The organism is Moorena sp. SIO4A5 (assembly GCF_010672005.1).
Taxonomy (GTDB): domain Bacteria; phylum Cyanobacteriota; class Cyanobacteriia; order Cyanobacteriales; family Coleofasciculaceae; genus Moorena.
In genome coordinates this window covers 1-14,329 of the sequence record NZ_JAAHHZ010000035.1, presented here as the reverse complement: position 1 = coordinate 14,329, position 14,329 = coordinate 1, and the positions used below count along the sequence as shown (strand labels likewise).

Here is a 14,329-nt window from a genome sequence, read left to right as displayed (position 1 = left end):
TATCAAAGAATTAAGCTAGGGTACTTGAGCCGAGTTATGGATCATTTGATGGTGTTATGTTAAAATTAAGCATAATTTATATTTCAGCAATGGAAAACTTAAAGACAACTTAACTAGGAGTCCTGTTTCTAGTTTAAAGTGTCACGATTTGAAAAATCTAATCTCTGCTAATGCCACTAACTTTGAGAAGGTCAGTAAGTGTAGGACAGTAAGTCTGTAAACCAAAGGTGGTTGGATTCACGGGGTTTTGATAAATAAAATGTCTGTAATTCAAGGAAAACCGACTCCAAGGATCCATCTGAATCCGGAACAGCACAATAAAGATATTGGCAAGCCAGATAAACAATGGTAGGCGAAAATAAATTTGTTTACCAAGATACCTACAAACTTCTTCTACGGCTTGGTTGACACTCAACGGCTGACAACCCAAAACCAATCTACCACTAGAAATCCACTCTGCTTCTGCACTCAATCCTTGAGAGGGAGGATGATCAATCAGGTATTGCACGACCTGAGCAATATCTTGGGCGTGGATGAAGTGGAAACTGCCATCAGCTCTAAACCAACGAATCAAGTTAATCCATTTGACAATATCTGGGAGTCCCGATGACAGATGGGAGTAGGGTTTAGTTTCGTCTCCACCCAGTACCAAGGTAGGAAAGACGGTAGTAATCTTAGGAGCGATCGCTAATTGGGATAAGCGCTTCAGACAAGTGTATTTTGAATAGATATATTCTGTTCCAAGTTCACCAGCTTCTTTGAGTAATTGGTTATTCCTATCCAATACGCTAGCAGTAGAGAAATAAATTACTTGCTCACAAACAGTAGGGTCAAGCAAGTTGATTAACTCGATAGTTTTGACAACGTTAATATCAAATGTTTCGTGTTGACCTCCCCAAGCGGTTGCGGCCAGAATTGCCGCATTCATTGTCTTGAGCAAGTCACCAAAGTCTTCAATCTGCCGCAGATCACCTTTTAGGATGGTAATGCCAGCACGCCCCTTGTCGCCAAACTTCAAGTCGTCAAACTTTAATTTGTCAGGGTTTCTGACTAACAAATACAACTCATGGTCAGTGTCGAGACTTAACGCTTCAGTGATGTAGTGACCAATGCAGCCACTAGCACCAGTGATAAAAATCCGCTTAGAGGTCATGGGATTTTGGATTTTCAATTCAATTATGTACTCCCGATCCTGACCTAACACAAACAAACAACTAGGTCAACTACTTCTAGGGGTACAAGAAGGTTTTGATCGAGTGAATAACACTTCCTTTATTGTTGTGGTGATGCATCTTGAAGGATTCTATCCTTAGTCGTCTAATCAAGTATCTGCACTCTCAAGATAGTTGTATAAGGTTGTTAATCTCATCCCCTTCAAGGGGATGAGACTGAAGCGAGGATTCCATTTAGTGGAGGGGCTACGTGGACAAGTAAACGTCTGCACCTTGAAAGCCCGGTCCAACTCTGACCGAAGGATACCCTAGGGGGGACTAGCGATACCCAAACCTATGACTGCTAGAGGGAGAAAATGGGACAGAATCTGGTTATCGATTCTCTACTTCCTCTTGTGTTATCTACTATTATGCATGAACAGCCATTAATTTATCTGCCTTTTTGGCAGTTTCAAAGAAGAATCTAACATTATCTTCTGGAGTGCCGGGTAAAACACCATGACCGAGATTTAAGATATGACCTTTGTGGCCAGCTTTGCGAATAGTATCGACAATGCGATCGCGAATAAAAGCTTGTGACCCAAAGAGCACTCCTGGGTCGATATTGCCCTGAACTTTCATATCAGGACCCAATCTTTTTCTAGCTTCTGCCATGTCTACGGTCCAGTCTACGCTGACCATATCAACCCCGGACTGTCCCATGCGTTCAAGCACTCCAGCGCTACCACTGATATAGAGAATGAAGGGGGTATCTGGGTGAGTTGCTTTAACCTGCTGTACTACTCGCTGCTGATAGGGTAAGGCAAAGGTTTCGTAGTCTTGGGGACTCAGTTCACCTGCCCAAGAGTCAAACATTTGTATTACCTGAGCACCGCTATTGATTTGGTAACGGACATAGATAGCGATCGCATCAGCTAGCTTACCCAAGAATTGGTGTAGCATAGCTGGTTGTGAGAAGGCCATCCCTTTAATGATGGAGTAATTTTTAGAACTTTTACCCTCAATGGCATAAGCGCCCAAAGTCCAGGGAGCACCGACAAAACCTAGCACTGCTGCTTTATTGCCGACTTCGTCCCGTAGCGCCTTCAAAATTTCCCGGATAAACCCAAATTTCTCTAAATCCAACAGATGTAGCTGGTCAATTTGTTCCTGGGTACGAATCGGTTGGTTAATGATTGGCCCTTTACTTTCGACAATATCAAACTCGATACCAATCCCTGGCAATGGAGTTAGAATATCAGAGAACAAAATCACTCCATCTGGTTTAAACGCTTTCCAGGGTTGTAGAGAAATCTCAATCGCTATGTCTGGATTTTCGGAGCGCTCGCGAAAACTTGGATACTTATCCCGTAAATCGCGATAAACCTTCATATAACGACCTGCCTGTCGCATCATCCACACAGGGGGGCGCTCTAACTCCTCACCACGAGCCGCCCTCAACAAATAAGGAACCTGGGTTGACCCAGCCATATGGCATCTATCCTATTATACTTTTTTAAGTGTATTTGTCAGCTTATCATGCTGGTATTCCGTTTACTCTCCTGATTTGAGAAGATTAAAAAAGTATTAATAATAAGTTACATTCTAAGACGGTGCCTTGGCCTAAAGGCCACGCTACGCGAAGGTTAAAAGGAGATGGAAACAAAGGGAATAACAAACTTTCCAGCTTGGCCAATAGGCCACGCTACGCGAACAACCTGCTAACCTGCTAACTGGCTAACCTGCTAACTGGCTAACCTGCTAACTGGCTAACCTTGGCCAAAAGGCCACGCTAAGCCAACAACCTGCCAACTTTCAACCTGCCAACTTTCAACCTGCTAACCTGCTAACCTCCAACCCAACTCAAGGTCCCGGCCTCAGCATCTAGTTCAACCAGCTGTCCCACAGGAAGGGCAGCGTTAACCCCATCGTGACCGAAAGGCAAGTCAGAGACAACCGGTATACCCAGATCCCAAATGCGATCGCGCAACACTTCCTCCACACTCCAGCTAGGAACATCCTTGGGAGGAGCACAACGGCTAAACCGCCCTAAGGCAATACCTTTCACCCCGGCCATTGCACCACTCATGCGCCACTGAGTCAACATCCGGTCAATGCGGTAGGGAGCCTCAGTGACATCTTCTAGAGCAAGAATAACTCCTGATAATGAAGGTTGTAGGGGTGTACCCAGCAGATGAGTAGCGACCGTAAGATTAGCCGGTAGCAACACACCAGAAACCTTACCACCTCCCCAACCAACCCCTTTTAATGGTGCTATGGGTCGTCCTTCCACCCAATCAAACAACCGATTGAGTGACCATTCCGGTTCACCAGCAATAGTAGTCAGTAACGGACCATGAACACCGGAAACCCCTATCTGACCAAGACTCCACAGTAAAGCTGTAATATCAGAAAAACCAATCAACCACTTCAAAGCAGAGGTTACAGGTTGGTTTGTTGAAGGTTGCAGGTTGGTCGAGGTTACAGGTTGGTTTGTTGAAGGTTGCAGGTTGGTCGAGGTTACAGGTTGTTCGCGTAGCGTGGCCTTTTGGCCAAGGTTATCTGGTTCCAAGTTGTCTTGAGAACCTTCAACCTTCAACTTGCCAACCTTCAACTCTTCTGGCCATGTCCAGTCTTCCAGAAGTCTAGCGCTACCATAACCTCCTCTAGCACAGAGAATGCCGCGACATTTGGGGTCAAGACACGCTTCGAGCAACTGTTGGCGTCGCTGACTATCAGTCCCAGCTAGGTAACCTTCCCTAGCGTTCCAGTTCTGTGGTAATTGAACATGGTAGCCACGGGATCGCCAAATCTCAATCCCCCGATTGAAAGCATCAACCTCACGCAAGGTTCCACTTGGAACAATTACCCGCAATAGATCTGGCGGTTTTAATGGTGGTGGTAGCTGGCATACAGAAAAACTAGCCCTGATCTTTTGCACAGACAGTTGATTCACGCTCACCGAATTCCGCAGTAGCTCTTAAGTCATGCCTTGATTTTAACCATTTCAAGAAATTTCACGAATAGCCCAGGGCTAAATGCTTACCAACCAGATTGAACTAAAATCCCCAAAAGCGCTATGCTAGTAAGGTGTGTAGCTAAGAGGTGTGGTATATCAAAACTCTGGCGACTCAGTAAAGTAACCATAAAAACAAAACCATCACAATTGACAATTGACGTATGTTTGATGCTCTCGCCGAACGCTTAGAAGATGCTTGGAAAAAACTACGGGGTCAGGACAAGATCTCTAGTTCTAACATCCAAGACGCCCTAAAAGAAGTGCGTCGCGCCCTCTTATCAGCAGACGTCAACCTACAAGTAGTCAAAGATTTCGTTGCTGGAGTAGAAGCGAAAGCACAAGGCAGTGAAGTCATATCAGGTGTTCGCCCTGACCAGCAGTTCATCAAAATAGTCTACGACGAACTGGTGCAAGTGATGGGGGAAACTAATGTTCCCCTAGCCCAAGCAGACACCCCACCAACCGTTGTGCTAATGGCTGGTCTACAAGGTACTGGTAAAACTACGGCTAGTGCAAAACTCGCTTTACATCTGCGTAAGCAAGAACGTAGCTGTTTGCTAGTGGCTACAGACGTGTATCGACCCGCAGCCATTGATCAATTAGTCACCCTCGGTCAACAAATTGATGTACCGGTGTTTGAGTTAGGTACAGAAGCTGACCCAGTAGAGATTGCTCGTCAAGGGGTAGAACGGGCAAAAGCAATGGCTATCGATACGGTAATTATCGATACAGCGGGACGACTGCAAATCGACCAAGACATGATGGGAGAACTCTCCCGCATCAAAGAAACCGTCCAACCCCACGATACCCTACTAGTGGTGGATGCCATGACTGGTCAGGAAGCAGCAACCCTGACCCGCACCTTCCATGAGCAAATCGGCATTACTGGGGCAATTCTCTCCAAACTTGATGGGGATAGTCGTGGTGGTGCAGCCCTTTCAGTCAGGCAAATTTCAGGTCAGCCGATTAAATTTGTTGGGGTTGGGGAAAAGGTCGAGGCACTACAACCATTTTATCCTGACCGCATGGCATCCCGGATTCTGGGTATGGGGGATGTACTCACCTTGGTTGAGAAAGCCCAGGAAGAGATTGACATCGCTGATGCTGAACAGATGCAACAGAAAATGCTGGAAGCCAAATTTGACTTCAGCGATTTCTTGAAGCAGATGCGCCTGTTAAAGAACATGGGCTCCCTTGGTGGTTTGATGAAACTGGTTCCAGGCATGGGCAAACTCAGTTCTTCTCAACTTCAACAAGGGGAAACCAAGCTCAAGCAGTCCGAAGCTATGATTAGCTCCATGACCTCCGAGGAGCGTCGTAACCCAGATTTATTAGCTAGCTCTCCGAGCCGCCGCCGCCGCATTGCCCAAGGTTCTGGTCATACGGAAAAAGACGTCAGGGGTCTGGTGAGTGAATTTACCAGAATGCGATCGCTTATGCAGCAAATGGGTCAAGGTCAGATGCCAGCCATGGGGGGGTTAGGTGGTATGTTAGGTGGTATGGGTGGTGGAAATCCTCGTAATCTACCTGGTTGGCGTGGTAGTGGCTCTGGCAAGAAAAAGAAAAAAGCTAAGAAGAAGAAGGGATTTGGGCAATTATAGTAGAAGGTTAGCCAGTAGAAGCTTAGCCAGTAGAAGGTTAGAAGGTTGTTCGCGTAGCGTGGCCTTTTGGCCAAGGTTAGAAAGTTGTTCGCGTAGCGTGGCCTTTTGGCCAAGGTTACGCTGAAGGTTAGCCTGTTGTTCGCCTTTGGCGTTCGGTGTAGGGTAGGTTAGCCTGTTGTTCGCCTTTGGCGTTCCCATAGGGTAGGTTAGCTGGTAGAAGGTAACGCGGTAAAAGGTGACACAGAAGAAGGTTAGCCTGAAGGTTAGCCCGTTCCCTGAGGCGTGCGCAGTAGGGTAGCTGAGAAGATTGTGAACAGGTAGCGGCTTGCCTGCTGAGTCAGTTACAATCTTCACAATTCAACCTGTTCACTTTCAAACCCCCAAAGATCGCTTAAAATCAAACAGGTGAATTAATTAGGTACAATGATCAAAATCAGATTAAAACGATTCGGCAAAAAGCGTGAAGTAAGCTATCGAATAGTGGCAATTCCCAGCAGTGCACGCCGTGATGGGCGTCCTCTAGAAGAACTGGGATTCTATAATCCAAGAAATGATGAAACGAGGCTGAATGTACCAGCAATAGTGAAGTGGCTCAAAAATGGAGCTCAGCCAACACAAACCGTGCGTAATATCTTGCAAAAAGCTAATGTTTTTGAACAAATCCGTACCTGAAATCCTATCTGCTTCTGTTAGAGATGATGACCCAGATTATTCAGCACTGGTGAGATTTTTAATCGAGCCGTTCTTGGAATCACCAGACTCCCTCAGCGTAGACTGTGAGAAATCAAATGGGAAAGAGCGTGTCTGGATTCGACTAGCTTTTAATGGAGAGGATAAAGGGCGAGTTTTCGGTCGGGGTGGTCGCAATATTCAAGCGATTCGGACAGTAATTAAAGCAGCAGCCCAAGCTGCTGGCCAAACTGTTTATTTGGATATCTATGAAGGCTCAGGCTCAGGTAGTAGCCCTCGTCGAGACAATGGCCCTAGTCGTAGAACCATTGTCAGAAGAAATTTACCTCGCCGAGTTGCCAGACCTAGAGTAACTCCAAGATTTCCCTCCTAAGTTCTCTATTGCAATAGTTTTGAAGGTTTGGGTAATGAGAGGACAATGGAGAAAAGGGGGTGAAGAACATCCGGCTGCTGTACCTCTCATTACCAATGGCAGGAAACCTTGAAGATTGGTCAAGATTGGTAGATTGAGTTGTCTATTAAGTTACTTTAAGTTACCAGTTAACTTCGATAGTTGAGACAGCAAGCCTGTAGTTGATAAACCTTGAGTGAAGTATCCAAAACAATTGAGCTACCCAGCCCAGAAAGTGCAATCGCCTTGGTTGGAGACCAGGAAGAAAACCTGAAAACCCTATCACGGCAAACCGGTGCGCATCTGGTGCTGCGAGGGCAAGAGTTATTGATTTCTGGCACCGAGAAACAGGTCGAGCGGGTATCATCCCTAGTGCGATCGCTTAAAATTTATTGGATCGAAGGTAAAAGGATTACAGGAGTAGACATCCAAACTGCAATTCATGCCTTAGATACTAAGCGACAGGATGAATTACAAGATTTACATCAAGATGTGCTGGCTCATACTCGCCGGGGTGAGGTAATCCGAGCTAAAACCTTCCGGCAACGGCAGTATATCAAAGCTGTACTAAGCCATGACCTCACCTTCTGTGTGGGACCAGCAGGCACTGGCAAAACTTTCCTAGCTGTGGTAATAGCCGCTCAGGCGTTACTAAATAATCAATATGAACGGCTGATTCTGACACGACCAGCGGTAGAAGCTGGTGAAAAACTTGGCTTTTTACCAGGAGACTTGCAGCAGAAAATTAATCCCTATTTGCGCCCCCTCTATGATGCTCTCCATGAACTGATTGATACAGAGAAGACTGCCAATTTAATGGAACGGGGCATTATTGAAGTGGCTCCCCTAGCGTATATGCGAGGTCGCACCCTCAATAATGCCTTCGTGATTATTGATGAAGCTCAGAATACCACACCAGCCCAGATGAAGATGGTTTTGACTCGTTTGGGTTCACGTTCTCGGATGGTAGTGACTGGTGATCTGACCCAGACCGATTTATCTAGCAACCAACCCTCAGGATTAGCGATAACCCTAAAAATCTTAAGATCTGTAGAAGGTATTGCTTTCTGCGAACTCACCAATAAGGATGTTGTCCGTAATCCCCTCGTTCAGAGGATTGTTACTGCTTATCAAAATTATGAGCAGTGAATAATTGGTATTCACTACGGATCTCCAACTAGGGTAAAAGCAGCCCAATAGTAGGGATGAGAAAAGCTTTGTTTTCCTGCTCCTGACAATTCTGGCGGTAACGAGATGTTCTTGCCCGAGCCATATAACTGATTATTCTCGATACGCACATTGCCTTGAATCATCGCTAACTGTGCCTGTCGCAAAGCTTCACTTTTACTCGATGTCTTTCTCAACTGACGGTAAAACTCAGTAGTCAGCCCCAGAGCACCTTGATCACTGACATACCAAAGGGTTGCCAAAGTCGAGTCAACTCCTGCCTGAAAGGCTGACCCAGCAAAACCCAACTCCGCTTCTCGATTGCCCAAAGCAGTTCGACAAGCACTGAGTACCAACAACTCTACCGATGGCTCATAAAGCAGATTTTGCATTTCATACAGCCTTAGTTTGTAGTTCCACATCTGAATGTAGGAATCGTTAGGAGTTCCCGAGTTGAACTCTGCATGGGTGGCTAGGTGAATGATCCCATATTGCTGCTGTTGTCGTTGAGCCCTTAAATTGTCCAGAGTAAAGGCTTCGTTGAGAAAAGAGCGACCTTTCCACAGTTTTTCAGTGATGGTGGTTAACTCCACTTCTACCCCAGGCAAAGGCTGTTGATAAGGAAATTTCGATGCTCCCATTGCCAGAACCCGGAAGGGTCTCACATCTGTGTGACGAGAATAGGTTAAGCTCAGACTAGGCACCAAGTTAACACCATATTTCTCAACCAGATATTGTTGCCCATCGTAGATAGCTGCTATAGGTAGGGAGCGCAAACCCTCATCCATAGCAAATATTAGGCTCTGAATCTTGCGGTTATTTAAGTCCTTCTCCAAGGGCCCTATGATCCATTGATAAATTTGCTCAGCTGGGTAATGGTGGGCTTTGGCATCCAAGCTGTCGGGATTGCTAAGCGATCGCTGAAATCTATTAGTCACAGCTAGGACTTGATCACGACTGGCACCATTGATTCGCCGCAGAATTGGATTACCTTCAGCGGTGATCACCAAAAGTTCCAGCTGGTCGTTTGGTTTTGGTAAGCAACGCTCTGGTGCTTGAGGCACCTCAGAGAGTCGGTAACCAAACCGTCGGTCGATTTTGGAAACAGGGATTGAGGGACTTTGACATCGAGTGCCTGGTAAGGTACTAGAGTTTTCGACAAAACTGACGTAAATCACCGCAGTCTTTAGCCCTGTCTCCCTCTCAAGCTCCCGAGTCCGATTGCGGACATCATTCTGAGTGTTGATTTTCGTCTTGAACTGTCGCTGAAAGTGTGACTGATATTCTTTGGTGAAGGCTTCTTCAATTAAATAAACTGGGTCAGTTTCAGGTGAAACCTCCTCAGTTGTGGAATTTGATTGAGATGAAGCAGTAGGGGTTCCAGATTCTGAACTACCAGGGTCTGAGCTACTAGCTTCAGAACTAGAGGACTCTTGCATGTCACTTATAGTCTTGCCAGGGGTGGAACCGGGAGTCTGGTCACCACTGTTTATATCGTTGGAGTTATTTGTGTCAGAGGGTTTGTCATTAACAGTTCCATCACCTTCGCCCAAGCTAACATTAAGGTTAGAGTCAGAGTCGGTTTCACCAGTGTCTATAAGGTCGGTTTCACCAGTGTCTATAAGGTCGGTTTCACCAGTGTCTATAAGGTCGGTTTCTTCTATAAGGTCTGTTTCTTCTTGTTGGTTTGTGTCGTTTTGTTGGTTTGTGTCGTTTTGTTGGTTTGTGTCGTTTTGTTGGTTTGTGTCGTTTTGTTGGTTTGTTTCCTCTTTTGTATTAGTATCTGTGGGGGAAAGCCTAATATTCAAATTCCCATCCCTCTCTTCAACGGAAGCCTGCACATCTATATCTTCCGGGATTTGATCTCTTATTTTTATTTCCTGCTCTGGGCTGAACTCTTCCTGACTAACAAACTCTACATCACCAGCATTACCATTACCCCGAGCTCTTGTCGTGATCTTCAACTTATCAGAGTCGATAATATCTACGATATTATCTAAATTTGGAACCTGAAACGTTACTTTACCAGCATTACCACCCCCTGAAACCTCAGTGTTGATATCGAGTTTTTCTCCCTCTATCTTAATAGAGCCATTTTTAGTTTCCAAAAATACATTACCAGAATTATTACCATTTCTTTCTGTGGTTCTTATTTCGGTAAAACTCAAATCCTCAGTATTGCGAAAAATAATGTCACCTTGAGCAGATAGGATTACAGGACCAGCATTACCTTCAATTACAGGAGCATCATCATTAGTATTAACACTGGTGTCGATATTACCAATAGTGATCCTCCCGGATAGAGGGTCTCCAGAATTGTCCGTAACTTGATTGGATGAAGCATCTCCAGAATTGTCCGTAACTTGATTGGTCAATTCATCTTTATTCAAACCTGCCCTCAAAATCACAGCACGACTACTTCTTAAAGTATTAATATCTGATTGGCCAATCTCTGAAGCTGAATCTGAGTCTAAATCTGCTAGCCCAGTATCTGGTGCAGTGATCTTGATATTCCCAGCTTCAATATTGCCTGTGGACTCTACTTTAAGAGAAGACCCTGTGTAATTCCCAAAGGTAACATCCCCGTCAGCAGTGATAATTGGGTCTTGGAGGCTAACAAAGTTACCTGGTTCACCAGCTAAATTCTCAATTGAGAAATTACCGCCACTGGCAAAGTGAGCATCTGTAGAGATCTTGCCATCGCTGACCAAGCTCAGGTCGCCACCACTCTGGAAGCGGGTGTCGGGATTGTTCAGTGCTAGGATATCAATGCCCCCATCCCCCTGAATCTTGAGGTTTCCTCCTGCTACAGCTTGGAAGGAATTATCTGTTGTGTCCCTGATCAGCACCGTATTCTTGGCCAATAGGCTTAAGTCCCCGGTGCTAGATAGCTGGCTTTCCTTGAGAGTCAAGTTATTATTAGCAGACAGGATTGCCCTTGGTGCTGTTAGGTCCTTAACAGTTACATCCCCAGGCGCTATAGTGATGCCAGAACTAGTCAAGGTTACGGTGTCATCACCATTATCCGTGAATTCTGTGGCATGACTGACACCATCCCCGGTTAATAGCTTGGGTAAAGAGAGCGGTGTAAAAGGTTGTTCTGGTGTGGAGGGATTTGAGGTTAGGGGTTCAACTTCCAAATTCAGCAAACTTCCTGGCTGGCTAATTTTTACCAAACTTTCCCCAGGCACAGCAGCTATAGTAATTGTTCCTTCTGGAAGCTCCAGTTGATTGGTGTTGATGACAGTACCACCGATTAAAGTCAGGTTATTTCCTTCTAGGATTTCTATACCCTCATTAAAAATTAGTCCCGGTGTCTCGGATGTATCAAACGCAAAGGCACTGGGTGTACCGACTAAGGTAGAGTACTCATTGGCACTAAAGGCATTAAACCAATTGTCATCACCAAAGCCAATCCTAGTCGCCGTAGTTGCGGTGAATGAAGCGGGGACATTCAGCTGGGCATTAGCACCAAAAATTATCCCTGCTGGGTTCATTAAAAACAGGCTAGGGTTGCCCTCCCCTGTGATTTTTATCAAACCGTTGATCACAGAAGCATTACCACCGGTGACCCGACTCAGAATGTTTTGTATATCCGGTTGAGATAGGAAGTTAGCAATTTGGTCTTGGTCTAGACCAAACTCCTGAAAGCTGTGAAAGAGATTATCTTCAGAGCGGATGCCACCATCAATGTCAAATTGATTGCCATCGAGGGTGACTTGGGTCTGAGTGCTACCATCGGCTTGAATGGGCTGGGCTTGAGTTGGCATGACACCAATATGGGCTACCAACAAAGATAAGGCTGCCAGGGACTGGCTGATTTGACTCACAGCTAATTTGATTTGGCTCATGGGTAATATCGTTTTTAATCGGCTATCCTGAATTCCAAAATGCATTAGTCAACTACAGGATGAGATTAGCAATTTCCTAATACGTCTGTTTTTAAGCTGAGGTCAGATGCACCCTGGGGTATCAGCTGCTTAGGAGTGAATCACACTGAATCACACTGAATCACACTGAATCACAATACTGAGGGGAATAGTACTATGAGTCAGGGTTTGGTAAACATCAGGCTGGTGACCTTAACTGAAATCTTGAAGCCTTTATTAAGATATAAGTATATACACTTTTATTATATATACACTTTTATTATTAACATTACTGATTAACTTTGTTCCGGTTAATTTATATTAACTTAACTAAATCTTTTTGATATAGCCACATAGTTTCAAGCTTTCTATGGTAAGCTGGTAAGATTAATTTTTAATTACCAGTAATTGAAGTAAAAGTAAGTAAAATCATCGATTATCAAGAACTCTACAGATTTTGGACAGTTCTCGCGAGAGTGAACTCTAGTTGACAGTTAGCCCTGGATTAGGCTAAAGGATATATAACAGGATATCTCAGTGGAAACACCGACAGCGCAGACACCCAAAGTTAAAATGGTAATGGTCAGCACTCCCCTCTTGCTTTGATTCACCGCTTAGATGGGGTGACCTGCCTTACCGGCAAGATAGCTTACAAGTCTAAGGTGAGAGGAATTGTGGTGTGAGAAGAATTTTGGGATTATGTCTGGTGTTAACCTTGCTCCTGGTTGGTGGTGAGGCTCAGGCAGGAGAGTTAGCTCAGCGTTTAGGTCAGTTTCCCGATTGGAAAAGCAAACCACCAGTAACAGCGGCGACGGGGGATTTGGTATATCCCACTTGGATCAAGGGGACTTGGAAAGTTACCAGCACTCTGATCGAGCAGATAGCACCTCTAGCACCAGAAATAGTCACCCCAGGATTTGAAGGTAATCGCAGTCATCTCAAGGAGCCCATTAGTTTTCTGGTGCGGTTTCAACAAGTTGGGAAATCAAGCTCAGGACTTGGGGATTGGTTTATTCCCTTTAGAACTAGACGTTCTAGAAAAAATCTATCAGTATTAAAACCTACCTCAGAGGTGGTTGCTGAAGACGTGGTTGCTGACCGAGCGTTCAATGGGTTGAATATTGCTAGGGCTTACCTAGGCGATCCCATAATTAGAGCTGTCAAAGTAGACCCCAATTCCCCTAATCGTCAAGTTACTCTTCTGCGCACCGGGAGCCAACTAGTTTCAGTGATTACTGGTCGCGCTTCTGAAATACCAGCTCCGGATCAGTTTATTGCCACAGAAGTTGTCAACCAAGTCTTTCGCGGTACTCGCCGACCTTTTTTCAACGAAGTAGAAACCACAACAGCATATCAGTTCTATAAATCACCTAGTCCAATTATTAAGGCTGACCAAGTCACAGCAGTTTATCTGTCACCACAAGACCCCGATTACTTTAAAGCTTTGGAAAAACCTGTGGCTCTCTATCGCTATCAATTAGAGCTAGTAGCAGTCAAGGACGGTTGAAGGTTGAAGGTTGTTAAAGGGTTTAAGGTTAACAGGTTGAAGGTTGAAAGGCCACGCTACGCGAACAACTTTCAACCTTGGCCAAAAGGCCACGCTACGCGAACAACCTTGGCCAAAAGGCCACGCTACGCGAACAACCTTGGCCAAAAGGCCACGCTACGCGAACAACCTTCAACCCACTAACCTTCAACCTTGGCCAAAAGGCCACGCTACGCGAACAACCTTAAACTTTCAACCTTCAACCCACTAACCTTCAACCTTCAACCCACTAACCTTCAACCTTCAACCCACTAACCTTCAACCTTCAACCCACTAACCTTCAACCCACTAACCTTCAACCTTCAACTGTGTAACCTTCAACCTTCAACTGTGTAACCTTCAACTGGGTAACTTTAAACCGGATTTCCCCCAATCCAATTGAGCAAAATCGGGTTGACTATCTCTGGTGCTTCATCTTGGGGACAATGGCCCAAACCTTCTAAAGGAATAAACTTTTCTACAGTGGGGAATTTCGCTAATTCTCGTCCTAAGTCAATGGGTTCCCAAGGGTCTTCGGTGCCCCATAGTATGATGGCAGGACAAGGCAAAATTGGGATCAGGTCTTCTGGTAGTGGTCCTTGAGAATAGCTAGTAAAGGCAATAAACACATCAGCTGCACCGGGATCAGCTGCTGGTGCCATGATTAGATCAACCAGTTCATCAGTGACAGCTTCTGGACGGCAGTAGGCTTGCAACAGAATATTACGCACTACTTTAGGCTTAGCCAGCTGACTAAAAAAATACTGGCCAACCCACTTAATCCTTAAAAATCGTTGAAGTACTGGTGCGCCAAGACGCTGATACCAAGGGAGTTCAGCCCGTTTACGCTCATGGAGTAGTCGTAGAGAAAAGTTGAGCAGGGCGACTCCTTTGGCTAGCTCTGGATTATCTACAG

At 45.3% G+C, this 14,329-nt stretch carries 12 protein-coding genes; 6 read left to right on the top strand and 6 right to left on the bottom strand.

Translation table 11 applies throughout. The features are described from left to right. Positions 1 to 157: 157 nt before the first annotated feature. The 3 genes from F6K57_RS12885 to F6K57_RS12875 all read right to left on the bottom strand — a co-directional run bounded on the left by F6K57_RS12885 (position 158) and on the right by F6K57_RS12875 (position 4,107). Positions 158 to 1,153, bottom strand: coding sequence for an NAD(P)-dependent oxidoreductase (locus F6K57_RS12885; RefSeq protein WP_293068110.1), 996 nt, complete (start codon positions 1,151 to 1,153; stop codon positions 158 to 160). A gap of 427 nt (positions 1,154 to 1,580) precedes the next feature. Beyond that, positions 1,581 to 2,642: a uroporphyrinogen decarboxylase gene (hemE, locus tag F6K57_RS12880; RefSeq protein ID WP_293068107.1), complete on the bottom strand. Its 1,062-nt coding sequence runs from the start codon at positions 2,640 to 2,642 to the stop codon at positions 1,581 to 1,583. 355 nt (positions 2,643 to 2,997) lie between these two features. Further along, entirely contained in the window at positions 2,998 to 4,107 is a 1,110-nt protein-coding gene (locus F6K57_RS12875; RefSeq protein ID WP_293068104.1) for an LD-carboxypeptidase, read from the bottom strand. Between the two features lie 224 nt (positions 4,108 to 4,331). On the opposite strand from F6K57_RS12875, the gene ffh reads away from it, so the two are divergent. Further along, positions 4,332 to 5,771 carry a signal recognition particle protein gene (gene ffh / locus F6K57_RS12870; protein WP_293068101.1) on the top strand — a complete coding sequence of 480 codons (1,440 nt, stop codon included), beginning with the start codon at positions 4,332 to 4,334 and terminating at the stop codon, positions 5,769 to 5,771. Here the strand turns inward: ffh and F6K57_RS12865 are convergent. After that, complete coding sequence (locus F6K57_RS12865; protein ID WP_293068098.1) at positions 5,766 to 6,125, bottom strand: hypothetical protein; 360 nt, start codon at positions 6,123 to 6,125, stop codon at positions 5,766 to 5,768. The two genes, ffh and F6K57_RS12865, sit on opposite strands and share 6 nt — an antisense overlap. Positions 6,126 to 6,194: 69 nt before the next feature. On the opposite strand from F6K57_RS12865, the gene rpsP reads away from it, so the two are divergent. The 3 genes from rpsP to F6K57_RS12850 all read left to right on the top strand — a co-directional run bounded on the left by rpsP (position 6,195) and on the right by F6K57_RS12850 (position 8,001). Then, positions 6,195 to 6,443, top strand: a complete 249-nt coding sequence (gene rpsP / locus F6K57_RS12860) for a 30S ribosomal protein S16 (protein ID WP_071102122.1) — start codon at positions 6,195 to 6,197, stop codon at positions 6,441 to 6,443. Beyond that, positions 6,418 to 6,834 carry a KH domain-containing protein gene (locus tag F6K57_RS12855; RefSeq protein WP_075895580.1) on the top strand — a complete coding sequence of 139 codons (417 nt, stop codon included), beginning with the start codon at positions 6,418 to 6,420 and terminating at the stop codon, positions 6,832 to 6,834. Before rpsP ends, F6K57_RS12855 begins: the two co-directional genes overlap by 26 nt. Before the next feature lie 210 nt (positions 6,835 to 7,044). Continuing rightward, positions 7,045 to 8,001 carry a PhoH family protein gene (locus F6K57_RS12850; RefSeq protein ID WP_293068095.1) on the top strand — a complete coding sequence of 319 codons (957 nt, stop codon included), beginning with the start codon at positions 7,045 to 7,047 and terminating at the stop codon, positions 7,999 to 8,001. A gap of 14 nt (positions 8,002 to 8,015) precedes the next feature. Here the strand turns inward: F6K57_RS12850 and F6K57_RS12845 are convergent, their stop codons facing one another. Beyond that, complete coding sequence (locus tag F6K57_RS12845; protein WP_293068092.1) at positions 8,016 to 11,870, bottom strand: CHAT domain-containing protein; 3,855 nt, start codon at positions 11,868 to 11,870, stop codon at positions 8,016 to 8,018. Positions 11,871 to 12,567: 697 nt separating this feature from the next. Here F6K57_RS12845 and F6K57_RS12840 point away from each other — a divergent pair. Together F6K57_RS12840 and F6K57_RS12835 are read left to right on the top strand one after the other, a co-directional pair. Continuing rightward, the gene (locus F6K57_RS12840; RefSeq protein WP_293068089.1) at positions 12,568 to 13,395 is read left to right on the top strand and encodes a DUF6816 family protein; all 828 of its coding nucleotides are present in this window, start codon (positions 12,568 to 12,570) and stop codon (positions 13,393 to 13,395) included. Positions 13,396 to 13,398: 3 nt separating this feature from the next. Then, positions 13,399 to 13,578 carry a hypothetical protein gene (locus tag F6K57_RS12835; RefSeq protein WP_293068086.1) on the top strand — a complete coding sequence of 60 codons (180 nt, stop codon included), beginning with the start codon at positions 13,399 to 13,401 and terminating at the stop codon, positions 13,576 to 13,578. 209 nt (positions 13,579 to 13,787) lie between these two features. On the opposite strand, the gene F6K57_RS12830 is transcribed toward F6K57_RS12835, so the two are convergent. Next, on the bottom strand, positions 13,788 to 14,329 hold a 542-nt coding region (locus F6K57_RS12830), incomplete at its 5' end, for an alpha/beta fold hydrolase (RefSeq protein ID WP_364302633.1).

What these genes read in the sequence shown, in the direction of transcription:
- F6K57_RS12885 (WP_293068110.1), bottom strand. Translation starts at nt 1,153, where the DNA reads ATGACCTCTAAGCGGATTTTTATCACTGGTGCTAGTGGCTGCATTGGT.
- ffh (WP_293068101.1), top strand. Translation starts at nt 4,332, where the DNA reads ATGTTTGATGCTCTCGCCGAACGCTTAGAAGATGCTTGGAAAAAACTA.
- rpsP (WP_071102122.1), top strand. Translation starts at nt 6,195, where the DNA reads ATGATCAAAATCAGATTAAAACGATTCGGCAAAAAGCGTGAAGTAAGC.
- F6K57_RS12855 (WP_075895580.1), top strand. Translation starts at nt 6,418, where the DNA reads ATGTTTTTGAACAAATCCGTACCTGAAATCCTATCTGCTTCTGTTAGA.
- F6K57_RS12845 (WP_293068092.1), bottom strand. Translation starts at nt 11,870, where the DNA reads ATGAGCCAAATCAAATTAGCTGTGAGTCAAATCAGCCAGTCCCTGGCA.
- hemE (WP_293068107.1), bottom strand. Translation starts at nt 2,642, where the DNA reads ATGGCTGGGTCAACCCAGGTTCCTTATTTGTTGAGGGCGGCTCGTGGT.